Origin of the sequence: Rhizobium altiplani (assembly GCF_001542405.1) — a bacterium.
GTDB classification, from domain to species: Bacteria; Pseudomonadota; Alphaproteobacteria; order Rhizobiales; family Rhizobiaceae; genus Rhizobium; species Rhizobium altiplani.
The window spans coordinates 37,006-61,618 of the sequence record NZ_LNCD01000140.1; the positions used below are offsets into that span (position 1 = coordinate 37,006).

The following is a 24,613-nucleotide window of genomic DNA, read 5'->3' on the forward strand; positions in this document are numbered from 1 at the left end:
TGGGCCTCGTTCTGTCAGGCCTTATTGCTTTTCCACTCTATCCAATCGCGCATCAGCCGATGGGCGATCGCCCCCTTGGGCGGTGGTGCCTTGCCGGTCACGCCGGGGCGTTCAAGCATCTCAAGCGTTTCTTCACGCGTGAACCAGCGGCAGTCCTCCAGCTCCTGGGTATCGTACTTGACGTCCTTGGACTTGGCTTCGGCGAAGCAACCAAGCATCAGCGTATGGGGCATCGGCCAGGGTTGCGAAGCGTGATAGCGGATCCGTCCGGTATGAATTCCGGATTCTTCCAGCGTCTCACGGCGCACAGCGTTCTCGATCGTCTCACCCGGTTCTACGAAACCGGCAAGACAGGAATACATGCCCGGAGCGAAATGCGGGCTGCGGCCAAGAAGGCAGAGGTCGCGCTCCTCGTCGATCGTGAGCATGATGACGACGGGGTCGGTGCGCGGGAAGATTTCATGTCCGCAGGCTGTGCAGACGCGCTTGTAGCCGCCGATATGGATCTCCATGGTAGAGCCGCAGCGGCCGCAGAACTTGTTGTCGCGGTTCCAGCGGATGAGGCTCGCTCCCTGCGCAAACTCCCCGAGTAGAACCTCGTCGATCAGCATCTCGCGAAATAGCGAACGGCCATCCGAAGGTTTGTAATGGCTGGCCAACTCTTCTTCCGGAACACCCACCGGCACGGCAAGGCGCGGCTCCCCGGTTTTTCGATAGCCGAGCAGGACGGTCTCATCCCAGTTGGGCCGCAGGTCCTTCAGCTCGTAGCGTGCAAACAGCGGATCAAGCACCTGCCCGTCATGCTTCAAGACCAGCTTGTCGCCGGCAAAGGCGAAGATATGCGTTCCTTCCTTGGCAAGCGCCTTGTCGACGGATGTCTCGTCGCGATGTTCGGAATCACGGATCAGGTCATTGGCTGCGAAGGCAGTCAGGCTACTGGGTTCCGGATGCGGAACATCCGAATCGAAAAGCGAACGGCTCATGATGAAAGGGCTTCCCGCAACTTCTTTATAAGGTCATCTCTCTTATCCGCCGCGTAAGGTTCAGCCTTGCCAAAACCCCAGACGGGATTTGGCCAATTGGCATCGCCTTCGAAGCGGGCAATGACATGAACATGAAGCTGACGGACGATGTTGCCAAGGGCCCCAATATTGATTTTTGTGGCGCCGGTGATCTTCTTCAGGGCGGAGGCGACCATCTCCGTCTCGAATGTCAGCAACACCTGATCGAGGGGCGTCAGTTCGAAGACTTCGCTGATACCCGTTCTGCGTGGCACGAGAATCAGCCACGGCCAGCGGGCGTCCTTCGACAGCCTGAGATCGCAGAGCCCGGTCTGAATAACTCGGTCGCTATCGCTCTCCAGCCGACGGTCGAGTTTGAATTCGTCCAACAGGCATTCCTCCATGTTTTCCTGAGGCTAGCAGTTTTTTTTGAGCTTGGCTTGCTTTTGATGGCGATATTGCCGATATGTGCATCCGGGAGGTTGGTGGTGGACGAGCCACTCGCCAACCGGGTCAGGTCCGGAAGGAAGCAGCCCTAACGAGCCCGGCACGGGTCATCGTGCCAGCCTCCCACCTTTCTCTCCATTCTTGCTCGGGCAGTCCGGGTGATAAGCAGGGCGATGAGCGACACCGAGCGACAGTCACAAGATGCCGCCTCGACGGGCACCGGATACCGGGTGCTGGCACGCAAATACCGCCCCAAGGATTTCACGGATCTGATGGTCGGCCAGGAGCCGATGGTTCAGACCCTGACCAACGCCTTCGAGACCGGCCGTATTGCCCAAGCCTACATGCTGACCGGCGTGCGCGGGGTCGGCAAGACGACGACCGCCCGCATCCTCGCTCGCGCGCTGAATTACAAGACCGCTGACATCGACAAGCCGACGATCGATCTGCGGATCCCGGGTGAGCATTGCCAGGCGATCATGGAAGGCCGGCATGTCGACGTCATCGAGATGGACGCTGCATCCCACACGGGTATCGACGATATCCGCGAGATCATCGAGCAGGTGCGCTATCGCCCGGTTTCGGCGCGCTACAAGGTCTACATCATCGACGAAGTGCACATGCTCTCGACACAGGCCTTCAACGGCCTGCTGAAGACGCTCGAAGAGCCGCCGGAGCATGTGAAGTTCATCTTCGCTACCACCGAAATCCGCAAGGTCCCGATCACCGTCCTGTCGCGCTGCCAGCGTTTCGACTTGCGCCGCATCAGTGCCTCCGATCTCGTTGGGCTCTTTGCCACGATCGCATCGAAGGAAGGCATCGAGGCGGAGCCGGATGCGCTGGCGATGATTGCCCGTGCCGCCGAAGGTTCGGCGCGCGACGGTCTCTCGCTGCTCGACCAGGCGATCGCCCATGGCGGCGGCGCGGTGCTGGCGGAAACGGTGCGCGGGATGCTCGGCCTTGCCGACCGCGCCCGCATCGTCGATCTCTTTCATCATATCGTAAAAGGCGATGTCGCAGCAGCGCTCGGCGAATTCGAAAGCCAGTATGAAGCCGGTGCCAATCCCGTTGCCGTGCTGACCGATCTCGCCGATTTCACGCATCTGGTCACGCGGTTGAAATACGTGCCGGATGCCGCGAACGATCCTTCGCTCAGCGAAATCGAACGTACCAAGGCCGCCGAATTCGCGCAGAGCGTGGCGGTAACGACGCTGTCGCGCATCTGGCAGATGTTACTGAAGGGCATTCCGGAAGCCGAAGGCTCCTCGCGCCCGGCCGGCGCCGCTGAGATGGTGCTGATCCGACTGACACATGCCGCCCATCTGCCGGCGCCGGAAGATGCCGCCCGTCGCCTCGCGGAGTTTTCCGAGACGAACGGTGGCGGCCGTCCATCCGTCCCATCGGGCAACGGCGGTGGCGGCGCAACGGTGAACTATCAAGGCAATCTGGCGGCACGATCGACCGAGTCGATCCCGCGCCCGCAGCCCGCCGGCCCGACCGCGATGCTGCGCGCCGTCCCTAATCCCGACCCGCAGAACGTGCCGGTCGGCCGCGTCGAGACGAAGCCGGCCGAGGCGCCGAAACCACTGGTTTCGGTAAACTCGATCACCGATATCGCCAATCTGGCCGGTGAAAAGCGCGATGTGAAGGTCAAGGCGCTCGTGCGCAACTTCGTACGCCCGGTTCGCATCGAGCCCGGCCGCCTCGACGTCAATCTGACCGAAGGCGCCCCCGGTACGCTGCTGAACGAACTGGCTGTCAAGCTCAAGGACTGGACAGGCATCCATTGGATCGTCAGCCTCAGCCGCGAGGAAGCTCAGCCGACGATCGTCGAGGCCGAAGCCAACGCCAAGGCGCAGCAGGTCAGCGACGCGCGCCAAGATCCGGATGTGGCGGCGATCCTCGCCCAGTTTCCGGGCGCCAAGATCATCGACGTCCGCGTAAGGGCGCCCGAGCCGGATGAGGAAGAGGAAGTCAAGGCGCCTGCCGCTGCCGAATCCGAAGAGGGCGACATCTTGCCCGGCGACGACATAATTTTCTAGAGTATCGAGAAGGAGCGAGACGATGCGCGACATCATGGGCATGATGGGCAAAGTCAAGGAAATGCAGGCCAAGATGGAGAAGATGCAGGCGGAGATCGCCGAACTCCAGGCGGAAGGCAAGTCGGGTGGCGGTCTCGTCACCGTGATCCTCAATGGCAAGGGCGAGATGCAGAGCCTGAAGATCGACCCGTCCCTCTTCAAGGAAGACGATGTCGAAATCCTCGAAGACCTGATCGTGGCCGCGCATAAGGATGCCAAGGACAAGGCGGAAGCCGCCGCTGCCGAAAAGACCAAGGCGCTGACCGCCGGCCTGCCGATTCCTCCCGGCTTCAAGATGCCGTTCTGACCAGCCGGTAGACCAAGAGAGCGGTGTCAGCTGCGCTGGCATTGCTTCCGTCACGCAACAGGAGGATTGCCGATGACGTTGACCAGTCTGTTTGTCTTTGCCTGCGCATTGTTCGTGGCCGCCGGCTCTCCCGGTCCGAGCGTTGCCGCACTCGTCGCCCGGGTGATTTCCAAGGGCGCCCGTGACGTTCTGCCTTTCCTGTCAGCTATGTGGCTCGGCGAAGCAATTTGGCTGACCTGCGCCGTCGCCGGCTTGGCGGCGATCGCCGAAACCTTCCACTATGCCTTCGTTGCCATCAAGTGGCTCGGCGTCTGCTACCTGCTCTATCTTGCCTGGAAAATGTGGTTCGCCTCGCCCGATAGTGATGGCGAAGCGTTGCCCGAGGCGCAATCACCCACAAGGCTTTTCCTCGCCGGCATGACGGTGACGCTCGGCAACCCGAAGATCATGATGTTCTACATGGCGCTGCTGCCCTCGATCATCGACGTTCGCGGGGTAACGATCGTCGGTTGGGCAGAACTCGTGGCCACCATGCTCTTCGTGCTGATCTTCATCGACTTCAGTTGGACGCTGCTTGCTGCCAAAGCCCGGCGGTTCCTGAGGAGCCGTCGTGCTATTCGCGCGGCCAACCGCGCCAGCGCCGGAACGATGGCCGGTGCCGCTTTGGCGATCGCGATGCGCTAGGCTATCGCTGTGACACATGCCGCCTGGGAGCTGGTGGCGGTGGTGCCGGCGGCACCCAGGTCAGGATCATATTGGCAACGCCTGCCGCGATGTTGAGACCGGACGTGCCCTCAGCCGAGACAGGTTGCAGAGCAATCGAGCCCTCGAAACCGCCGATCAGGACATTCGCCCCGACGCCGAGGCCGACCGTCGCATTGGCTGCGACGCCGGAGTAGCTGCCCTGCAGGGCGCCGTCGAGCCGGTTTGTCGGCGCGTAGACGAGCCAGATCAATCCGCCGCCGGCGAGAGCGCCGATATCGACACCAAACTTGGTGATCGTGCCGGTGTAGCGTTCGCTTGGTCGATCGGGCGAGGACGGCGTGAATATGCAGTTTAGCGTCCGTTTCGAGCCGATGATGACGCCGAATCCGGGAGAAATATCACAGCCCAACGAGCCGACCTTGACGCGGGCTGCAGCCGGCGTTGCTGATAGGAAGGTAGTGGCCGTTGCGGCGATGACTGCCGCCGCGATAAGTCTTGCGATGGACATGCGAGCCTCCTTCGATTTGCACCCCGTGGATGAAAAACTAGGAGGCTCCTTCTCGTCAGCAAGTGGCAGCCGTTGAAATCACCTCAGAGGTGGTTTCGCGCCAATTTCATCAGTTCGCGACCGAAGGGTTTGGTCGGCTCCCCACGCAAGACGAGCGAGGTGGTGACCGCACCATAGCGCGCGATGCTATCGACGATGACTTCAAGCTCGGAGGGCGAGGGGACGAGGACCTTCAAGACGAAGCAATCCTCTCCTGTCAGCCTGAGAACTTCGATGATCTGCGGCATGTCGGCAAATTGCTTGAGGCAGGTGCGGATATGTTCGTGGGTGGTGCGTAGCCGGATCACGGCCATCATGCCCAGCCCGAGCGCCGCGGTATTGATACGGGCGCCGTAGCCTTCGATGATCCCCCGTTCCTCCAGGCGTTTCAGCCGCTCGGAGGCTGCCGGCTGCGACAGGCCGACCTTGCGCCCCAGCTCGGAAACGGAAATGCGCCCATCAGCCTGCATGATCTCGATAATCGTCATGTCAGTTGGGTCGAGTTGTCGGCTCATGAAATCGGCCATGAATGTCCGCCTTTAATCTATCGGCTGAGCGATGACTTTGCCGATGATTTCTTATGTCATTTGCGGACCCTCTCGCGCAACTTGTCCGTCGAGCAACAGGAAGGAAGCGATGAGAGAAATCATCACGGTGCCCGGCATTGGCGGGTCTGGCGAAACCCACTGGCAGTCCCGATGGGAGACGGCCGACCGTCGCATTCGGCGCTTTTCACCCTCGAGTTGGGATCAGCCGGACCTTGAGGACTGGATTGAGGCGCTGGACAGGGCAGTCGGACAGGCGCAGGCCGAACCGCTTCTCGTTGCCCATAGTCTCTCTTGCCTGCTGGTGGCGCATTGGGCACGGCGGGCCAGGCATCGCGCCAGCGGCGCCTTGCTCGTAGCGCCGCCGGACCCGCGCGCCGCAGCCTACCCGCCGGAAGCAGCCGGCTTTGCCGAAACACCTCTCGGGGCGCTTCCGTTCCCCTCGCTTGTCGTAGCCAGCAGCGACGACCCGTACGGTTCGCTCGACTACGCACGTGCCAGGGCTGATGAGTGGGGTAGCCAATTCACAAATATTGGTGCCCACGGTCACATCAACGGAGCCAGTGGGCTTGGCGATTGGCCGGAGGGACGGGCGGCTTTGGCGGCCCTTGAGGTGCGCTTGCGCTAGGCGCCGGCCTGCACTTCCAGAATATTCCGAAGTTTGTAGTGGATCGGAGCCGCCAGATAGCGGTTGCGATCTTGGGCGGCGAGTGTCTTGCCAAAGGTGGCGATCATCTCCGGCATCGTAACCTTTTCGCCGTCATAAGGCTGATAGTCGACCGTTGATCTGGCGGTGATTGCTCCACCGTGAAGCACCCGGCAATAGATGCCCGGCCGGGCAGCTCGCGCGTAGCGCTTGGCGAACCGCGGGTCACCCATCCGGGCGGCAAAGGTCGCACAGGGAATGCGCGCACTGGTAACCTCCAGAACAAGATCGCCGGCTATGAATCGATCGCCGACCGAAACGGTGCGGTTGTCGAGACCGTCGATCACCAGGTTTTCTCCGAATGTGCCTGGCACGATCGGCCGCCCAAGCTCTTTCGACCACCAGTCGAGCGTCAGCGACCCCTCGAGATAGACGGCCTGGTCGACGCCGCCATGATGCTTCCGGTTGCAGATCGCATCACCGACCACGCCCTCCGCATCGACGAGCACGCTGCCGGTGATGGGATGCTTGTAGATGCCCGTCTTGTAGCTCTTGCCGGGCAGCCGCTCGGTACTGCCGATGCAGACGGCGAGGATTTTCATCAAGCGGCGCTCCCAACATGTTTCCGTTTTTGCAGCATATGGGCTAATAACCGCTCATGGCAAAGCGAGTCACCGGCCCCGAAATCGAAAAACTGATCCAGCTTCTGGCAAAGGTCCCCGGCCTCGGTCCGCGGTCCGCGCGCCGCGCTGCCTTGCATCTCATCAAGAAGAAAGACCAACTGCTCGGCCCGCTGTCGAACGCGATGGGCGAGGCCTACGACAAGGTCAAGATCTGCTCTCTCTGCGGCAATGTCGATACGGTAGATCCCTGCACGGTCTGCACGGACGACCGGCGCGACCATTCCGTCATCATCGTCGTCGAAGATGTCTCCGACCTATGGGCGTTGGAGCGCGCCGGCGCGCTGAACGCCGCCTATCATGTCCTCGGTGGCACTTTGTCTCCCTTGGATGGCGTCGGCCCGGATGATCTCAACATTCGCGGCCTGATCGAGCGCGTCACGGCCGGCGGCATCCGCGAACTGATCATCGCGGTCAACGCCACCGTCGAGGGGCAGACAACAGCACACTATATAACCGACCAGCTGACCGGACTGGACGTCAAGATCACGCGCCTTGCCCATGGCGTCCCGGTCGGTGGCGAACTCGACTATCTCGATGAAGGAACGCTGCAGGCGGCGCTCAGAGCCCGCACGGCAATCTAGGGGGAAGCATGAGCAAGCGCATTTTCGGGCGCCTCTTGATCGCGACGGCGGCACTGCTGGCACTGTCAGGCCCGCCGGCTTTTTCCGCTTCCAAGGCCGATGTTGAAGCGCAGTTCGAAAAGTGGGTCAGGGCCGATCTCTGGCCGGAGGCGCAGCGCAATGGCATTTCCGAGAAGGCGTTTCAAGCAGCCTTTGCGGGCGTCGAGCTGAACTGGACCTTGACCGATCTCGCCCCTCCCGGCTTCCCACCTGCCAAGGAGCAGAAGCAGACGCAGGCCGAATTCTCCTCGCCCGCGCCGTACTTCAACGAGGATCGGCTGAAGCGGCTGGGGAGCACCGGCCGCGGCTTTGCCGCGCAATATGCCTCGACGCTGAAGAAGATTGAAAAAGCCTACGGGGTTCCCGGCTCGATCGTCCTTGCCGTCTGGGGGCGCGAAACCGGCTTCGGGGCTGCCAAGATCCCGAATTCCGCCATCGAGGTGCTGGCGACCAAGGCCTTTATGTCGACGCGCAAGGACATGTTCCGCACCGAATTGCTCGCCGCTCTGCATATCATCGATCGCGGTGACGCGACGCCGGCCGAATTCAAGGGGTCATCTGCCGGCGCGCTCGGACAGCCGCAGTTCATGCCGACCAGCTATCTGAAATATGCGGTCGATTTCGATGGCGACGGCCACCCCAACATCTGGACATCGGTTCCCGATACGCTTGCCTCTATTGCGAACTTCCTTGCCCAGAAGAGCTGGCAGCGCGGTCGTGGCTGGGGATACGAAGTGAGCATCCCCGATGGCGTATCCTGCGCGCAAGAGGGGCCTGACCTCGCCAAGCCCGTGTCGCACTGGGCCTCACTCGGTATCACGCGCATATCAGGCAAGGCTTTCCCTTCCGGCGAGGGCAAGGCGTCCGGCATGATGCTCGTCCCTGCCGGGCGCGACGGTCCGCAGTTTGTCGTCACGCCGAACTTCTACGTGCTGAAGGAATACAACAACTCCGACCTCTATGCGCTTTTTATCGGCAACCTGGCCGATCGCATCGCCTATGGGTCCGGGGCTTTCCAGGGGCCTTGGGGCGATGTCGGCAAAATGCTGCGCTCCGACGTCGCGACGATGCAGAAGGCGTTGGAGAAAAAGGGATACGACGTCGGCGGCTCCGATGGTCTCCCCGGTTACAAGACCCGCCGTTCCATCGGCCAGTGGCAGGAGAAGAACGGCTTGACGCCGACCTGCTATCCCGAGGCATCGATGATCGGAAGGTTGAAGTAGCTAGAGCCTAGAGGTTGCGCTTCAGCCCCTCGTGGCTCGCGACAAATCCCAGTTTCTCGTAGAAACGGATGGCATTGCGCCGTGATTTGTCCGAGGTCAGCTGTACCAAACCGCAACCGCGCTCGGCGCAGCGTGCAACAGCCCACTCAATGAAATCGGAGCCTAGGCCCGTGCCACGCGCGCTCTTGGCGACGCGCACGCTTTCGATCTGCCCACGCCAAACACCTGTTCGGGACAGGCCGGGAATGAAAGTCAGCTGCAAGCAGCCAAGGACGCGATCGCGCCCATCCACCGCGACCGCCAGCAGCTGATTGGCGTCGGCTTCGATGGCATCAAACGCAGCGACATATCTCGCATCCGGCGGATCCGAAACGATTTCGCGCGCGCTGCCGAGGTCGTCCTCGGCGAGCAAGCCAATGATATCAGCCAGATCCGAACGGCGCGCGGGGCGGAAGGAATGCATGTCTTGCCTCAATGATGCAGGTCGATCGGTGCCTTGTAGAAGACGTCATCGTTGGGCGGAATGGCCTGGCGCTCGATCAGTCGATGCACCTGCGGCAGTTCTTCGCCTCGGTGGAGCGCCCGCAACTGTTCGATATTTTCCGCATCGGCCTGCGTGCGGCGCTGATTGTGCCTGATGTATTCGACCCAGGTCGGCGCGTGGTAGGTCTCCGTCCACCGGCCCGGTTTTTCGAGATCGCGCATCAGCGCCCAATTGCGCGCGCCGTCGCGAATGCGGATGCGCCGCCGCTCGCCCATCAGGGCCAGAAAGTCGGCAATGTCCGCGTCTGCGATTTCGTAATCGATCTGGACGACGATTGGACCGCTGCGCGGCGTGATATCGAGGCCGAGCGCCGGTTCGATGAAGCGGTTCAGCGGGTCCAGGTTGAGCGAGGCAAAGGCCGGCATGGCAAAGCGCAGGCCGATGACGATGCCGAAGAGCATGACGAAGGCCGAGATGAGCAGGGCATTGGCAACGCCATAGCGGTCGGCTGCCGCGCCCCAGAGCCAGCTGCCGCCGGCAATGCCGCCGAAGGTCACCGTCTGATAGAGCGACAGGGCGCGGCCGACGACCCAACGCGGCGTCGACAGCTGCACGATCGTATTGAACAGCGAGAGCGCCAGCACCCAACATGCGCCTGCGATCACCAGCCCGGCACAGGTCAGCGCGGCAATCGGACTGGAGGCGGCGATCACTGCGCTCAGCGCAAAGCCGGTAAAGGAAATCCGCACGATCGCCTCGCTCGAAAAGCGTTCGCGCAGCCGGTCGTTCAGGATAGCCCCGCCGATGGCGCCGATGCCGAAAGAGCCGAGCATGAGACCGTAGGTCAGCGGACCGCCGACAACAAGGTTGATCGCCACGATCGGCAGCAGTGCAAGGATCGAGCTGGCGCTGATCCCGAAGACGAGCCCGCGCAGCAGCACCTTTTGCAGGTTGGGCGACATCGACACGTAACGAAGGCCGGCAAAGACGGCGCTGCCGAGCGTCTCCCTCGGGAGGGTCGAGGCCGGCGGGGTCGGCTTCCAGCGCCATAGCGCATAGATCAGCGCGAAGTAGCTCAGTGTATTGACGGCAAAGGCTGCAGCCGCGCCGGCAGCGGCGACGATGGCGCCGCCGATCGCGGGTCCGACACTGCGGGTGATATTGAAGCCGACGCTGTTCAACGTCACCGCACCCGGCAGATCCACGCGCGGCACCATGTCGCCGACCGAGGCTTGCCAGGACGGGTTGTTCAACGCCGTGCCGCAGCCGATGAGGAAGGTGAAAAAGAGGAGCAGCCAGGGCGAAAGCCAGCCGAAGTAGGCGGAGATGCTGAGCACGGCCGAAACCGCAAACATGAAGTATTGCGCAATCAGCATCACCCGGCGGCGATCAAAGCTGTCTGCAAGGGCGCCCGATGCAAGCGAAAAGAGCATGATTGGCAGTGCCGTCGATGTCTGCACGAGCGCAACCATATTGTCCGATGCCGTGATGGTCGTCATCATCCAGGCGGCGCCGACCGCCTGGATCAGTCCCCCGAAGTTCGAAGCGAGGCTTGCAAACCAGATCCTTCGGTAGGTTTCGTGCCGTAGCGGCGCCAGTGTCGACGAAGTGTAAGGCACGATCCCTCCCGATGACGGTCCTCGGAGCCAATATATGCTGAATGACGCCGCTGGCTACCTCGGGCGCCCGTTAGGCCGAAGGTTGGCGACGGACCTTGCAATTTTTTGAAAACGGGCCTATATGGCTCTCAAATCTTGATCGTTTTGATGAAGAGTGGGCCGCAAGGACCCGCTCTTTTTTATTACCGCGATCATCCAAAAAGCATGAAATTGCGAGGAGCGTATCGCTTGTCGGATCCGACGAAAGCAGACAATGAACTTGAGCCGCGGCTGATCACCGAGACCGGTCTCGACCAGCGCCTTGCCGACATCGTCGAGCCTGTGCTCATCGACCTTGGTTATCGCCTGGTCCGTGTACGCATGCTCAACCAGAACGGCGCCACCATGCAGATCATGGCCGAACGTAATGATGGAACGATGGATGTCGAAGGCTGCGAAGAGGTCTCGATGGCCGTTTCTCCGGTTCTCGATGTGGAAGATCCGATCGATAGAGAGTATCATCTCGAAGTGTCTTCGCCGGGTATCGACCGCCCGATGGTGCGGAAATCCGATTTCGTGCGCTGGCAGGGACACCTTTTGAAGTGCGAAACGTCGATCATGGTCGGCAACCGCAAGCGCTTCCGTGGCAAGATCGTTGCGACCGACGCAGACGGTTTCACGCTCGAGCGTGACCAGGTTTCCGAGGGTGAAGAGCAGAATATCGTTATTCCGTTCACGGCTCTCGCCGATGCAAAGCTCATTCTGACCGACGATCTGATCCGTGATGCCCTGCGCGCCGACAAGCTGGCGAAGGCAGAGGCCGCGAACCAGAACGAAGCGGAAGACGAAGAATAACCGATCAACTTGTGGCTCCAGGGACGGGAACCCGGGACGCCAAGACGGAGAGATAAGACAATGGCAGTCAGTGCGAACCGGCTCGAACTTCTGCAGATCGCAGATGCAGTGGCGCGCGAAAAGGTCATCGACCGCGAGATCGTACTTGCCGCAATGGCAGACGCGATCCAGAAGGCAGCGCGCTCCCGCTACGGCACCGAGTCCAACATCCGCGCCGACATCAACCCGAAGACCGGTGAAATCCGTCTTCAGCGTCTGCTCGAAGTTGTCGACAAGGCCGAAGACTATTCGACCCAGATTCCACTTGAGCTGGCCCGCGACCGCAACCCGGATGCAGCCCTTGGCGATTTCATTGCCGATCCGCTGCCGCCGATGGATTTCGGCCGTATCGCTGCTCAGTCCGCCAAGCAGGTTATCGTTCAGAAGGTTCGTGAAGCCGAGCGCGACCGCCAGTTCGACGAGTTCAAGGATCGCGTCGGCGAAATCGTCAACGGCACCGTCAAGCGCGTCGAATATGGCAACGTCATCGTCGACCTCGGCCGCGGCGAAGGCATCATCCGCCGCGACGAAATGATCCCGCGCGAGAACGTCCGCTATGGCGATCGCGTCCGCGCATACGTATATGATGTTCGTCGTGAACAGCGCGGCCCGCAGATCTTCCTGTCGCGCACGCATCCGCAGTTCATGGTCAAGCTCTTCACGATGGAAGTGCCTGAAATCTACGACGGCATCATCCAGGTGAAGTCGGTTGCCCGCGATCCGGGTTCGCGCGCCAAGATCGCCGTGATCTCGAACGACAGCTCGATCGATCCGGTCGGCGCCTGCGTCGGTATGCGCGGTTCGCGTGTTCAGGCCGTCGTCGGCGAACTCCAAGGCGAAAAGATCGACATCATTCCGTGGTCGCAGGACCCGGCGACCTTCGTCGTCAACGCCCTGCAGCCGGCTGAGGTCGCCAAGGTCGTTCTCGACGAAGATGCAGAGCGCATTGAAGTCGTGGTTCCGGACGAGCAGCTGTCGCTGGCCATCGGCCGCCGCGGCCAGAACGTCCGCCTGGCATCGCAACTGACTGGCTGGGACATCGATATCATGACGGAAGCCGAGGAATCCGAGCGCCGTCAGAAGGAATTCAACGAGCGCACCAATCTGTTCATGGATTCGCTCGACGTTGACGAAATGGTCGGCCAGGTTCTGGCGTCGGAAGGCTTTGCGGCAGTTGAAGAACTGGCTTACGTCGATCTCGACGAAATTGCCTCGATCGACGGTTTTGACGAAGACACCGCACAGGAAATCCAGACGCGCGCCCGCGAATATCTGGAGCGCCTGGAAGCCGAAATGGACGAGAAGCGCAAGGCGCTCGGTGTTTCCGACGAACTGCGTCAGATCGACGGCATGACCGCTCAGATGATGGTCGCGCTCGGCGAAGACGGCATCAAGACGATCGAGGACTTCGCCGGCTGCGCCGCTGACGATCTCGTCGGCTGGAGCGAGCGCAAGAACGGCGAGACCAAGAAGTTCGAAGGCCTGTTCTCCAAGTTCGACGTTTCGCGCGTCGAGGCGGAGCAGATGGTTGTCCAGGCCCGCCTCGCGGCTGGTTGGATCACCGAGGAGGACCTCGCAAAGGACGCGGAAGCTGAAGAAGCTCCCGAGGCCGAGCAGGAAGTATAATGTCCGCGCGTGAGCCGAGCGTCTCTCCTGAGGACGACGATCTTGCAGGATATGACGTGAATGGTCGCATGTGCATCGTGACGCGCGAAAGCGGATCGCAGGATGAGCTGATCCGCTTCGTTGCTGCTCCTGATGGGACTGTGGTCGCCGACCTGAAGCGCCAGCTTCCGGGACGCGGCTGTTGGGTCAAGATCGATCGCTCGCTGGTCGACAAGGCCGTGGCGAAGAAGCTCTTTGCGCGTGCCTTGAAGGCGGATGTGAAGGCGGCAGCCGAGCTCGGCGAAACCGTCGATACGCTGCTCGTACAGCAGCTGATGCAGATGATGAACATGGCTCGCAAGGCGGGGCAGTTCGTTACCGGCTCCGCGAAAGTGGATGCCGCAGTCAGGAGTGGAGCCGCGATCGCCGTGTTCCACGCAACGAATGCCGCCGAAGATGGCGTGAGAAAAATCGACCAGGCCCGCAAGGCCTGGCACCTCGGAATGGAGACCGAGGAGGAAGTACCTTCCTACCGTCTCTTCTCGGAGAGCGAAATGGAAGGCCTGATGGGCCAGAACGCTTTTATCCATGCTGCAGTGCTTGCAGGGCAGGCGGGTGAGGGTGTAGTGAAGCGCGCAAAGATGCTCGAACAGTACCGCAATGGCGGTCAGTCCCGGGCAGCGGGCGGCGCTGGCCGGCAAAAACAATGATGCGGTCACCGGACTTGTCCGGTCCCCAGATCATTGATCGACATATTTGATTGACAGGGCCTGATGACGTCATCGCTCCCTGTCCGAAGGAACGGGAACGAATGACCGATAGCAATGACGACAAGACACTGAACGGACCGGGCAAGAAGACTCTGACCCTGAAGCCGTCGGGCATGAGCCAGGGCACCGTGCGCCAGGATATGGGCCGCGGCCGCACCAAGGCGGTCGTTGTCGAGACCCGCAAGCGGCGTCCGATGCGTCCGGAAGACGAGCGCCCGATTACGCCGGGCACTGCGGCGGCGCCCGCCCGTGCCGCCGAGCCGGCCCCGGTCGCGCATCAGCCGCGCGCACCGCAGGCCCCTGCCCCACGCATCCATCCGTCCGGCCAGCAGTCACGTCCGCAGCAGCCGTCTTCGCAGCCGCGCCAGCAGGATCGTCCGCGTCCGGTAGTCTTGAACCACCTCTCGCCGGAAGAAATGGATGCCCGCCGGCGCGCGCTTGCCATGGCACAAGTTCGCGATGCCGAGGATGCGGTTCGCCGCGCCGAGGAAGAAAAGCGCCGCGCTGCCGAAGAGGCTGTGCGCCAGGCCGCGGAAGCCGAAGAGGCTAAGCGTCGCGCTGCCGAAGAGGCTCAGCGCGTTGCCGAAGCTGCCACGGCCGTTGCAACTCCCGCACCCGCTGCGGTCGAGGCGCGCACTGAAGCGCCGCGTGTTCAGGCCCAGACTCCGCCCGCACGCCGCCCCGATGCGGCGCCGTCCGCGGCTCCGGCGAGGCCGTCTCCGGCCGCGGCCGCAGCGCCGGGCGCTCGTCGCCGTGACAGCGAAGATGAGGACCGCGGCGCCCCGCGCGGCGTTCCCGCTCGTGGTCGCGTCGTACGCCCGGAACCGGCAAAGCCGGTGACGACACGTCCAAAGACCGACGACGAACGTCGCCGCGGGAAGCTGACGATCGGTACTGCCGGCGTCGACGAAGATGGCACGGCACGTGGCCGTTCCATGGCCGCCATGCGCCGCCGCCAGGAAAAGTTCCGCCGCAGCCAGATGCAGGAAACCCGCGAAAAGGTTGTTCGCGAAGTCATCCTGCCGGAGACCATCACCATCCAGGAACTGTCGCAGCGCATGTCCGAACGTGCGGTCGACGTTATCAAGTACTTGATGAAGGAAGGCCAGATGATGAAGCCGGGCGACGTCATCGACGCCGACCTCGCTGAACTCATCGCCGGCGAATTCGGCCACACCGTCAAGCGCGTTTCGGAATCCGACGTCGAACTCGGTATTTTCAACGTTGCCGACGAAGAGGGCGATCGCGTTTCGCGTCCGCCTGTTGTGACCATCATGGGCCACGTTGACCACGGCAAGACCTCGTTGCTCGATGCCATCCGCCATGCCAACGTGGTTGCCGGCGAAGCTGGCGGCATCACGCAGCATATCGGCGCCTATCAGGTCGAGCAGAACGGTCAGAAGATCACCTTCATCGACACCCCCGGCCACGCCGCCTTCACGGCGATGCGTGCCCGTGGTGCGCAGGCGACCGACATTGCGATCCTGGTCGTTGCCGCTGACGACAGCGTCATGCCGCAGACGATTGAATCGATCAACCACGCCAAGGCCGCTGGTGTTCCGATCATCGTGGCGATCAACAAGGTCGACAAGCCGACCGCCGATCCGCAGAAGGTGCGCACGCAACTCCTGCAGCACGAAGTCTTCGTGGAATCGATGGGCGGTGAAGTTCTTGACGTCGAAGTTTCCGCCAAGACGGGCCTGAACCTCGACAAGCTGCTGGAAGCCATCCTGCTGCAGGCCGAAATCCTGGACCTCAAGGCCAACCCGAACCGCACCGCGGAAGGCACGGTCATCGAAGCCCAGCTCGATCGCGGCCGTGGATCGGTTGCCACCGTTCTGGTTCAGAACGGTACGCTTAAGCCCGGCCAGATCATCGTTGCCGGCGATGTCTGGGGTCGTGTCCGCGCCCTCGTCACCGACAAGGGCGATCATGTCAAGGAAGCCCCGCCGGCCATGCCGGTCGAGGTGCTCGGCCTTTCCGGCACGCCGCAGGCAGGTGACAAGTTCGCCGTCGTCGAAAACGAAGGCCGCGCCCGCGAGATCTCGGAATATCGTCAGCGCCTCGCTCGCGACAAGGCTGCCGCCCGCCATTCGGGCCAGCGCGGCTCGCTGGAACAGATGATGACGCAGCTGCAGTCCGCAGGCGTCAAGGAGTTCCCGCTGGTCATCAAGGGCGACGTGCAGGGTTCGATTGAAGCGATCGCCGGCGCACTCGAAAAGCTCGGTACGGACGAAGTTCGTGCCCGCATCGTTCACTCGGCTGTCGGCGGTGTGACGGAATCGGATATCTCGCTTGCCGAGGCATCTGGCGCCGCGATCATCGGCTTCAACGTCCGTGCGAACGCACAGGCTCGTACGCTGGCAGAGCGCCAGGGCATTGAAATCCGCTACTACAACATCATCTACGATCTGGTGGATGACGTGAAGGCAGCGATGTCGGGCCTGCTGTCGCCAGAGCGTCGCGAAACCTTCCTCGGCAATGCCGAGATCCTCGAGGTGTTCAACATCACGAAGGTCGGCAAGGTCGCGGGTTGCCGCGTTACCGAAGGCAAGGTCGAACGTGGTGTCGGCGTTCGCCTCGTCCGCGACCACGTCGTCATCCACGAAGGCAAGCTCAAGACGCTCAAGCGCTTCAAGGATGAAGTCTCGGAAGTGCATTCCGGCCAGGAATGCGGTATGGCTTTCGAGAATTACGAAGACATCCGCGCCGGCGACACGATCGAGTGCTTCCGTGTCGAGCACATCACCCGTACGCTCTGATCGTGTGATATTGGAAATTTGGACGGGCGCCGGATCAACTGAGGCCGGCGCCCGAACCTTTTGAGGCAAAGAAAAATGGCAACAAGACCAACAACCTCCGCACCTTCGCAGCGCATGCTGCGCGTCGGCGAGCAGGTTCGCGCCGCGATCACGCAGGTTCTGCAGCGCGGCGAAGTGCGCGATGACGTGATCGAGAAGACCGTCATTTCCATCTCCGAAGTCCGCATGTCGCCCGATCTGAAGATCGCGACGGCCTATGTGACGCCACTTGGTGTGACGGATCATGATGCGGTGATTGGCGCGCTGAACCGCAATGCAAAATACATTCGCGGCCGCCTCGGGTCCCAGCTTCGGCAGATGAAGTACATGCCGGAGGTCCGCTTCCGCGACGATACGAGCTTCGACAATTACAAGAAGATCGACGAGTTGCTGCGCTCGCCTGAGGTGAGTCGCGATCTCGATCACGGCGATACCGAAGAAGAATAGTAGAAGAGACTGATGTCCAAACCACGTAAACCGAAGGGCCGCCCGATCTCGGGTTGGCTGATCCTTGATAAGCCGGTCGATTTCGGCTCCACCGAAGCCGTTTCCAAGATCAAATGGCTGTTCAAGGCGCAGAAATGCGGTCACGCCGGCACGCTTGACCCGCTGGCCTCGGGCATGCTGCCGATCGCCCTTGGCGATGCGACGAAGACCGTTCCCTACGTGATGGACGGTCGCAAGATCTACGAATTCACCGTGACCTGGGGCGAGGAGCGCGCAACCGACGATCTTGAGGGCGATGTAACGCAGAGCTCCGACAAGCGCCCGAGCGAACAGCAGATCCGCGACCTCCTGCCGAAGTACACCGGTGTGATCAGCCAGGTTCCGCCGCAGTTTTCCGCCATCAAGATATCAGGCGAGCGCGCCTACGATCTGGCGCGCGACGGTGAGGCAGTGGAAATCCCCTCTCGCGAAGTCGAGATCTTTCGCCTGACGCTGCTGTCCTGCCAGGATGCCAATACGGCGCATTTCGAAGTCGAATGCGGCAAGGGTACCTATGTGCGTGCGCTGGCGCGCGATTTCGGCCGCGAGCTCGGCTGCTATGGCCATATCTCCGGCCTGCGTCGCAGCTTTGTCGCGCCCTTTGCCGAAGAGACCATGATACCGCTTGCCGATCTCGTCGCGATCGAGGCAGTCGAAGACGCGGACGAACGGCTTGCAGCGCTGGATGCCCTGCTGATCGACACCAGCGAAGCGCTCTCCTCACTGCCGCACCTCGTTGTCAATGACGACCAGGCGCATCGTTTGAAGATGGGCAATCCGATCCTCGTGCGGGGTCGCGATGCGCCGGTTGCCGAAAGCGAAGCCTATGCCACGTCCCGCGGCAAGCTGATCGCGATCGGCGAGATCGGTCAGGGCGAGTTCCGCCCAAAGCGGGTCTTTGGCTGAGGGTCGTTAAACCTCCGGTTTTGCGGTGGGTCGGCCAAACCACAGATAGCAATTGTCAATGTTCGGCATTGGGATATGTTTCCCTGATCTGGGCCGTCGGGTCCTTCAGATCAGGGAGACAGTTATGCGCAGACTTGCAGCCGGCATCCTGATGTTCTTCTCGGCGGTTTTGATAGCCGCCAACGCTTATTCCGCGGAGCGCTGGGCAACGTTGCCAGCCTTCCCGCCAATGCCGACCGCAAAGACGAGCGGCATGGCCCCCGTCAACGACATCAAGATGTACTACGCCGAATACGGCGAGGGTGAGCCGATGCTGTTCATCCACGGCGGACTCGGCAGCGCCGATGTCTGGGGCTATCAAGTGGCCGAGTTTGCCAAGGATCATTTGGTGATCGTCGCCGACAGCCGCGGGCATGGCCGCTCGACGCGCAGCGAGCAGCCGTTCGGGTATGATCTGATGACCTCCGACTATGTCGCTCTCCTCGATTATCTGAAGCTAGACAAGGTGACCCTGGTCGGCTGGTCTGATGGCGGCATCATCGGCATCGACATGGCGATGAAGAACCCGGAGAAGTTGACGCGCGTGATCGCGCAGGCGGCGAATGTGACGACGGACGGCGTCAAAGCCGACGTCATGACCAACAAGACCTTCAGCGGTTACATCGATGCGGCCGGCGAGACCTACAAGAAGCTGTCGCCGACGCCGAACGAGTATGATGCTTTCGTCACCCAGATCTCCGCGATGTGGGGAAGCCAGCCTGCCTGGACAGCCGACGACCTCGGCAAGATCAAGGTACCCGTCACCTTGACGATCGGCGACCACGACGAGGCAATCAAGCTCGACCATACCGAGATGATGGCCAAACAAATTCCAGGTTCGAGGCTGGTGATCCTCAAGGACGCAAGCCACTTCGCCATGCTGCAGGATCCAGAGGGCTACAATGCCATGATCCAAGATGCCATAGCTGGAAAGTGACGAATCGGCCATCTGCGGCATGCCTCTTTCAATTGCAGCACATTTGGTTTATACGCAGCGCCAGCAATCGGGCTCTGCCCGGATGCATTCGCGGCCGAAGCTGGACGACATCCCGGCTTTTGGCGACCTAATCTCCTCTCATAGAAAGGAACATCCGATGTCGATTACTGCTGAGCGCAAGACGGCTCTGATCAAGGAATACGCAACGTTCGAAGGCGACACCGGTTCTCCGGAAGTTCAAGTTGCCATCCTGACCGAGCGTATCAACAACCTGACCGGCCACTTCAAGGACCACAAGAAGGATAACCATTCCCGACGTGGTCTGCTGACGATGGTTTCCAGCCGCCGCTCGCTTCTTGACTACCTCAAGAAGAAGAACGAAGGCCGTTACACCAAGCTGATCACCAGCCTGGGTATCCGCCGCTAAGGCTTTTTCGGCGGGCGTTCCCCTTGGGACACCCGCCGGATTTTTTCGGGGAGAGACTTCCCCATCCCGCCATGCGTGGCGGATTGCCCGGCAGACCCGGATGGGCCGGTTCTGCTAAACCAACCGTTGACCTGTCATGGGGCAGGATTGCCGGATGCTTTTGGCCAGAGCCTCACAAGCTTTGGCCCGGTCTCTTATGGACCGATGAATGTAAAGCCTCCCGTTGTCTTGCCCATGATGCGTCACACCGATTGCGGTTGACCGTGCACCGTGCCTTGGAAGGCGAGGCGCATGTTCCCGCATTGAAGGACAAGACATATGTTCGATACTCATAGTGTGGAAATCGAGTGGGCAGGCCGCCCGCTGAAGCTCGAGACCGGCAAGATCGCCCGTCAGGCTGACGGTGCCGTTCTCGCGACCTACGGCGAAACCGTGGTTCTCGCCACCGTCGTTTCCGCCAAGGCGCCGAAGCCGGGCCAGGACTTCTTCCCGCTGACCGTCAACTACCAGGAAAAGACCTACGCAGCCGGCAAGATCCCCGGCGGCTACTTCAAGCGCGAAGGCCGTCCGTCGGAAAACGAAACCCTCGTTTCCCGCCTGATCGACCGCCCGATCCGTCCGCTCTTCCCGGAAGGCTACAAGAACGACACGCAGGTCGTCGTCACCGTCATCCAGCATGACCTTGAAAACAACCCCGACGTCCTGTCGATGGTTGCTGCGTCGGCAGCTCTGACGCTGTCGGGCGTTCCCTTCATGGGCCCGGTCGGTGGCGCCCGCGTCGGCTACATCAACGGCGAATACGTTCTGAACCCGCATCTCGACGAGATGGAAGAGTCGATCCTCGACCTCGTTGTAGCAGGTACGCACGACGCCGTTCTGATGGTTGAATCCGAAGCCAAGGAACTTAATGAAGAAGTCATGCTCGGCGCCGTCATGTTCGGCCACCGGGGCTTCCAGCCGGTCCTCGATGCGATCATCAAGCTTGCTGAAGTGGCTGCCAAGGAACCGCGTGACTTCCAGCCGGAAGACTACTCCGAACTCGAAGGCGAGATGCTGAAGCATTTCGAAGCCGAGCTTCGCACCGCCTACAAGAACACGCAGAAGGCTGAACGCTACGCTGCCGTCGACGCCGTCAAGGCGAAGGTCAAGGCACACTTCCTGCCGGAAGAAGGCGAAGCCAAGTACACGGCCGAAGAAGTCGGCGCGATCTTCAAGCACCTGCAGGCGAAGATCGTTCGTTGGAACATCCTCGACACCAAGAGCCGTATCGACGGCCGCGACCTCGAAACCGTTCGTCCGATCGTCTCGGAAGTCGGCCTCCTGCCGCGCACTCACGGTTCGGCGCTCTTCACCCGCGGTGAAACGCAGGCGATCGTCGTTGCCACGCTCGGCACCGGCGAAGACGAGCAGTACGTCGACAGCCTGACGGGCATGTACAAGGAGCGCTTCCTGCTCCATTACAACTTCCCGCCCTACTCGGTTGGCGAAACCGGCCGCATGGGTTCCCCAGGTCGCCGCGAAATCGGTCACGGCAAGCTCGCGTGGCGCGCCATCCGTCCGATGCTGCCGTCTGCTGAGCAGTTCCCTTACACCCTGCGCGTCGTCTCCGAGATCACCGAATCGAATGGCTCGTCCTCGATGGCGACCGTTTGCGGCACATCGCTTGCACTCATGGACGCTGGTGTTCCGCTCGCCAAGCCGGTTGCCGGTATCGCCATGGGCCTGATCCTCGAAGGCGACCGCTTCGCGGTTCTCTCCGACATCCTCGGCGACGAAGACCACCTCGGCGACATGGACTTCAAGGTTGCGGGTACCGCAGACGGCATCACCTCGCTGCAGATGGACATCAAGATCGCTGGTATCACCGAAGAGATCATGAAGGTCGCTCTCGGCCAGGCTCAGGGTGGCCGCGCCCACATCCTCGGCGAAATGGCCAAGGCCATCACCGAGAGCCGTGGCCAGCTCGGCGAGTTTGCACCGCGCATCGAAGTCATGAACATTCCAGTCGACAAGATCCGCGAAGTCATCGGCTCCGGCGGCAAGATCATCCGCGAAATCGTCGAAAAGACCGGCGCGAAGATCAACATCGAAGACGACGGCACGGTCAAGATCGCGTCCTCGTCCGGCAAGGAAATCGAAGCGGCCCGCAAGTGGATCCACTCGATCGTTGCTGAACCGGAAGTTGGCCAGATCTACGAAGGCACGGTCGTCAAGACCGCCGACTTCGGCGCCTTCGTCAACTTCTTCGGCGCCCGCGATGGCCTCGTCCACATTTCGCAGCTTGCATCCGAGCGCGTTGCCAAGACGCAGGACGTCGTCAAGGAGGGCCAGAAGGTCTGGGTCAAGCTCCTCGGCTTCGACGAGCGTGGCAAGGTCCGCCTGTCGATGAAGGTTGTCGACCAGGCAACTGGCCAGGAACTCCCGGCTGCCGAAAAGTCCGACAAGAAGAAGGAGGAAGCGGCTGAATAAGCCGCGCCTTTCAAACCGTTCGAGGGCGTGGGAGTTTTCCCGCGCCCTTTTTGTATCCGAAGGCGAGAAGAGATCATGAGCCGCGAAACCCTGAAGACCCTGTTCCATCCCTTTGCCAGCGGCACCGTTGAAGCGCCCGGCGAGGGCGAGCGTGTGCTCTTCCTCGGCGCCGAGGCAGGCTTTGCCCTGCCGGAGGGCTTTGCCGCCTCGCTGAGCGCCGTACAGGGCTTCCGGCCGCTGTTTAGGCAACTCCTCTCGCAGCGGATCGAAACCACGCCTGAGATCGAAGGCGAGGACTACGATGCCGCGCTGGTTCTCTGCAACAAGCACAAGGGCGAGAACGAGGCGAACATCGCTGCCGCGCTTCAGCACGTGAAGGTGGGTGGCCTAATCGTCATCGCCGGCGGCAAGGAGGATGGCGTCCAGTCGCTCCGTAAGCGTATGGAGGGCTTCGGCCTCGAGATCGAACACATGCCGAAATATCACGGCGTGGCGCTCTGGTTCGGACGGCCGGCCGACGTTAGTGAGGTCGTCAGCAAGTTTTCCAAGCCGTCCGTGCGCGTGGATGGCCGTTTCCTGGCCGCGGCCGGCATGTTCTCGCACGACCGCGTCGATGATGGCTCGGAGTTGCTCGCCTCGCGTCTGCCTACCGATTTCACCGGTGATGTCGCCGACTTTGGCGCCGGCTGGGGTTATCTGTCCGTCGAACTGGCGGAGCGCTCGCCGGGTGTCAGTCGCCTCGACCTCTACGAGGCCAACCACGCGACTCTTGAAGCCGCCAAGGGCAACATGGCCGAGAACTGCCCCGACGTGCCGGCGCGCTTCTTCTGGCATGACCTGGCGAGCGAACCGGTCAAGGACAGGTACGACCTCATCATCATGAACCCGCCCTTCCATGAAGGACATGCGGCGGAGCCGTCACTCGGTCAGGCGATGATCAAGACCGCTGCCTCAGCGCTGCGCGGAGGCGGGCGTCTCTTGCTGGTTGCCAATCGCGGATTGCCCTACGAGCCGGTGCTTGCAGCAAACTTCAAGGAGAGCGGTGAAACTTGCCGCAATGCGCGCTTCAAGGTGCTGTGGGCGAAGAAGTAGCCGCGGAACAGCCCAAAGGGGAGGGGGAGCTATGGATACGGAAGCAAACAAGCAACTCGTGACTGCCTATGTCGAGGCGTTCAACCGCTTCGACATGGCGGCGTTGCGCGAGCTCTTTGCCGCCGATGCGCGGATTTACGGTGTTCTGGGATATGGCGGTCTCGATGAGGTCGAGCCTATCTGGCGTGAGCTCCACGAGGGGATGAACATCAACCTCGAGATCCTCGATATCGCCGCCGAGGGGAAGAACGTCGTCATCCGCTACCGGGAAAGCGGGCGTTATTCCGGCTTCTTCCGCGGTCTCGTGGGTCACGACCCGACTGACAAGAGCTACGAGCTCACCGCGATGGAGTGGTTTGTCGTCGAAAACGGAAAGATTGCGACCCGCTGGGGCGCCAGAGATTCGGCTGCTATTCTGCGGCAGGTCACGCATCCCTAGGGGATGCGTTTCGGAAAAGCCGGGCTCGTTTCCAAGCCCGGCTTCGGTCCTTATTCCACGTCTGCCGTGCGCAGTGCGTCCAGTGTCGGCATCGAGGTGATGTTGAAGCCTGCATCTACGAAATGGATTTCGCCGGTAACGCCTGCCGACAGGTCCGACAGCAGATAAAGGGCGGAATTGCCGACCTGATCGATCGTCACCGTCTTGCGCAGCGGCGAGTTCCGCTGGTTCCAGGAGAGGATTGCGCGTGCATCGGAAATGCCAGCGCCCGCGAGCGTCCGGATCGGGCCAGCAGAGATCGCATTGACGCGGATCCCGCTCGGCCCGTAATCCGCAGCCAGATAACGCACCGACGCCTCGAGAGCAGCCTTTGCAACACCCATGACGTTGTAGTTCGGGATGACGCGCGTCGAGCCATTGTAGGTCAGCGTCAGCATCGAACCGCCGGCATTCATGAGCGGCGCGCAGCGCTTGGCGATCTCGGTGAAGGAGAAACAGGAGATCACCATCGTGCGGCTGAAATTGTCGCGCGTGGTGTCGGCGTAAAGGCCCTTCAGCTCGTTCTTGTCGGAAAAGCCGATGGCGTGAACGACGAAGTCCAGTGTGCCCCAGCGCTCCTTGATGGCATCGACGGTGGCGTCGACCGAGGCGATGTCCTCGACGTCGCACGGCAGAACGAATTCTGAACCGACTTCGGCGGCCAGCGGCTTGACACGCTTGCCGAGAGCATCGCCCTGATAGGTGAAGGCAAGTTCCGCGCCCTGTGCTGCCAGCGCCTTCGAAATTCCCCAGGCGATGGAATGGTTGTTCGCGACACCCATGATGAGGCCGCGCTTACCCTGCATGATTCCCGTCATATTA

Annotated in this window: 25 protein-coding genes and 1 other RNA gene; 18 read left to right on the plus strand and 8 right to left on the minus strand. The window is 61.6% G+C overall.

From position 1 onward, the window contains the following. Positions 1-14: 14 nt before the first annotated feature. Together nudC and AS026_RS35275 are read right to left on the minus strand one after the other, a co-directional pair. Entirely contained in the window at positions 15-983 is a 969-nt protein-coding gene (gene nudC, locus AS026_RS35270) for an NAD(+) diphosphatase (protein WP_018855401.1), read from the minus strand. Next, positions 980-1,390: an HIT domain-containing protein gene (locus AS026_RS35275; protein ID WP_025659719.1), complete on the minus strand. Its 411-nt coding sequence runs from the start codon at positions 1,388-1,390 to the stop codon at positions 980-982. The genes nudC and AS026_RS35275 overlap by 4 nt, the downstream gene beginning before the upstream one ends. An 88-nt stretch (positions 1,391-1,478) precedes the next feature. Between AS026_RS35275 and ffs the strand changes: the two genes are divergently transcribed. The 4 genes from ffs to AS026_RS35295 all read left to right on the plus strand — a co-directional run bounded on the left by ffs (position 1,479) and on the right by AS026_RS35295 (position 4,520). Continuing rightward, positions 1,479-1,575, plus strand: an RNA gene (ffs, locus tag AS026_RS35280) — signal recognition particle sRNA small type. 46 nt (positions 1,576-1,621) lie between these two features. After that, on the plus strand, positions 1,622-3,490 hold the full coding sequence (locus AS026_RS35285) for a DNA polymerase III subunit gamma/tau (RefSeq protein ID WP_062375542.1): 1,869 nt from the start codon (positions 1,622-1,624) through the stop codon (positions 3,488-3,490). A 22-nt stretch (positions 3,491-3,512) separates the two neighbouring features. Beyond that, on the plus strand, positions 3,513-3,836 hold the full coding sequence (locus AS026_RS35290) for a YbaB/EbfC family nucleoid-associated protein (protein WP_018855398.1): 324 nt from the start codon (positions 3,513-3,515) through the stop codon (positions 3,834-3,836). A gap of 72 nt (positions 3,837-3,908) precedes the next feature. After that, complete coding sequence (locus AS026_RS35295; protein WP_018855397.1) at positions 3,909-4,520, plus strand: LysE family translocator; 612 nt, start codon at positions 3,909-3,911, stop codon at positions 4,518-4,520. Position 4,521: 1 nt separating this feature from the next. Here AS026_RS35295 and AS026_RS35300 read toward each other — a convergent pair whose 3' ends face one another. Then, positions 4,522-5,049, minus strand: coding sequence for a DUF992 domain-containing protein (locus AS026_RS35300; protein WP_018855396.1), 528 nt, complete (start codon positions 5,047-5,049; stop codon positions 4,522-4,524). An 83-nt stretch (positions 5,050-5,132) separates the two neighbouring features. After that, the gene (locus AS026_RS35305) at positions 5,133-5,615 is read right to left on the minus strand and encodes an Lrp/AsnC family transcriptional regulator (RefSeq protein WP_082728672.1); all 483 of its coding nucleotides are present in this window, start codon (positions 5,613-5,615) and stop codon (positions 5,133-5,135) included. Positions 5,616-5,724: 109 nt separating this feature from the next. Between AS026_RS35305 and AS026_RS35310 the strand changes: the two genes are divergently transcribed. Continuing rightward, positions 5,725-6,261, plus strand: a complete 537-nt coding sequence (locus tag AS026_RS35310) for an RBBP9/YdeN family alpha/beta hydrolase (protein WP_082728673.1) — start codon at positions 5,725-5,727, stop codon at positions 6,259-6,261. Here the strand turns inward: AS026_RS35310 and AS026_RS35315 are convergent. Continuing rightward, a complete protein-coding gene (locus AS026_RS35315; RefSeq protein ID WP_025659723.1) occupies positions 6,258-6,881 on the minus strand; it encodes an MOSC domain-containing protein in 624 nt (207 codons plus the stop codon). The two genes, AS026_RS35310 and AS026_RS35315, sit on opposite strands and share 4 nt — an antisense overlap. Before the next feature lie 56 nt (positions 6,882-6,937). On the opposite strand from AS026_RS35315, the gene recR reads away from it, so the two are divergent. Beyond that, positions 6,938-7,543, plus strand: coding sequence for a recombination mediator RecR (gene recR, locus AS026_RS35320; RefSeq protein WP_025659724.1), 606 nt, complete (start codon positions 6,938-6,940; stop codon positions 7,541-7,543). 8 nt (positions 7,544-7,551) lie between these two features. Beyond that, on the plus strand, positions 7,552-8,805 hold the full coding sequence (locus AS026_RS35325) for a lytic murein transglycosylase (protein WP_062375543.1): 1,254 nt from the start codon (positions 7,552-7,554) through the stop codon (positions 8,803-8,805). A 7-nt stretch (positions 8,806-8,812) separates the two neighbouring features. On the opposite strand, the gene AS026_RS35330 is transcribed toward AS026_RS35325, so the two are convergent. Then, a complete protein-coding gene (locus AS026_RS35330; protein WP_062375544.1) occupies positions 8,813-9,268 on the minus strand; it encodes a GNAT family N-acetyltransferase in 456 nt (151 codons plus the stop codon). 8 nt (positions 9,269-9,276) lie between these two features. Further along, on the minus strand, positions 9,277-10,908 hold the full coding sequence (locus AS026_RS35335) for an MFS transporter (protein ID WP_062375546.1): 1,632 nt from the start codon (positions 10,906-10,908) through the stop codon (positions 9,277-9,279). Positions 10,909-11,136: 228 nt separating this feature from the next. On the opposite strand from AS026_RS35335, the gene rimP reads away from it, so the two are divergent. The 11 genes from rimP (at position 11,137) to AS026_RS35390 (ending at position 23,752) form a co-directional block, all read left to right on the plus strand. After that, positions 11,137-11,742 (plus strand): ribosome maturation factor RimP, encoded by a 606-nt coding sequence (gene rimP, locus AS026_RS35340; protein ID WP_018855388.1) that lies wholly within the window; start codon positions 11,137-11,139, stop codon positions 11,740-11,742. A gap of 60 nt (positions 11,743-11,802) precedes the next feature. Then, a complete protein-coding gene (nusA, locus tag AS026_RS35345; protein ID WP_007798988.1) occupies positions 11,803-13,407 on the plus strand; it encodes a transcription termination factor NusA in 1,605 nt (534 codons plus the stop codon). Further along, positions 13,407-14,096, plus strand: coding sequence for an RNA-binding protein (locus tag AS026_RS35350; RefSeq protein WP_018855387.1), 690 nt, complete (start codon positions 13,407-13,409; stop codon positions 14,094-14,096). Before nusA ends, AS026_RS35350 begins: the two co-directional genes overlap by 1 nt. Positions 14,097-14,197: 101 nt before the next feature. Next, positions 14,198-16,918 carry a translation initiation factor IF-2 gene (gene infB / locus AS026_RS35355; protein ID WP_025659729.1) on the plus strand — a complete coding sequence of 907 codons (2,721 nt, stop codon included), beginning with the start codon at positions 14,198-14,200 and terminating at the stop codon, positions 16,916-16,918. A 75-nt stretch (positions 16,919-16,993) separates the two neighbouring features. Next, the gene (gene rbfA, locus AS026_RS35360; RefSeq protein ID WP_018855385.1) at positions 16,994-17,404 is read left to right on the plus strand and encodes a 30S ribosome-binding factor RbfA; all 411 of its coding nucleotides are present in this window, start codon (positions 16,994-16,996) and stop codon (positions 17,402-17,404) included. A gap of 12 nt (positions 17,405-17,416) precedes the next feature. Next, positions 17,417-18,349, plus strand: a complete 933-nt coding sequence (gene truB, locus AS026_RS35365) for a tRNA pseudouridine(55) synthase TruB (RefSeq protein WP_018855384.1) — start codon at positions 17,417-17,419, stop codon at positions 18,347-18,349. A gap of 124 nt (positions 18,350-18,473) precedes the next feature. Further along, positions 18,474-19,325, plus strand: a complete 852-nt coding sequence (locus AS026_RS35370) for an alpha/beta fold hydrolase (RefSeq protein ID WP_062375549.1) — start codon at positions 18,474-18,476, stop codon at positions 19,323-19,325. Between the two features lie 157 nt (positions 19,326-19,482). Beyond that, positions 19,483-19,752 carry a 30S ribosomal protein S15 gene (rpsO, locus tag AS026_RS35375; RefSeq protein WP_025659731.1) on the plus strand — a complete coding sequence of 90 codons (270 nt, stop codon included), beginning with the start codon at positions 19,483-19,485 and terminating at the stop codon, positions 19,750-19,752. Positions 19,753-20,070: 318 nt separating this feature from the next. Next, complete coding sequence (gene pnp / locus AS026_RS35380; protein WP_025659732.1) at positions 20,071-22,221, plus strand: polyribonucleotide nucleotidyltransferase; 2,151 nt, start codon at positions 20,071-20,073, stop codon at positions 22,219-22,221. A gap of 75 nt (positions 22,222-22,296) precedes the next feature. Then, a complete protein-coding gene (locus tag AS026_RS35385; RefSeq protein WP_025659733.1) occupies positions 22,297-23,313 on the plus strand; it encodes a class I SAM-dependent methyltransferase in 1,017 nt (338 codons plus the stop codon). Positions 23,314-23,344: 31 nt separating this feature from the next. Continuing rightward, on the plus strand, positions 23,345-23,752 hold the full coding sequence (locus tag AS026_RS35390) for an ester cyclase (protein WP_062375551.1): 408 nt from the start codon (positions 23,345-23,347) through the stop codon (positions 23,750-23,752). A gap of 50 nt (positions 23,753-23,802) precedes the next feature. On the opposite strand, the gene fabI is transcribed toward AS026_RS35390, so the two are convergent. Beyond that, complete coding sequence (gene fabI / locus AS026_RS35395) at positions 23,803-24,609, minus strand: enoyl-ACP reductase FabI (RefSeq protein ID WP_025659735.1); 807 nt, start codon at positions 24,607-24,609, stop codon at positions 23,803-23,805. Positions 24,610-24,613: the final 4 nt, after the last annotated feature.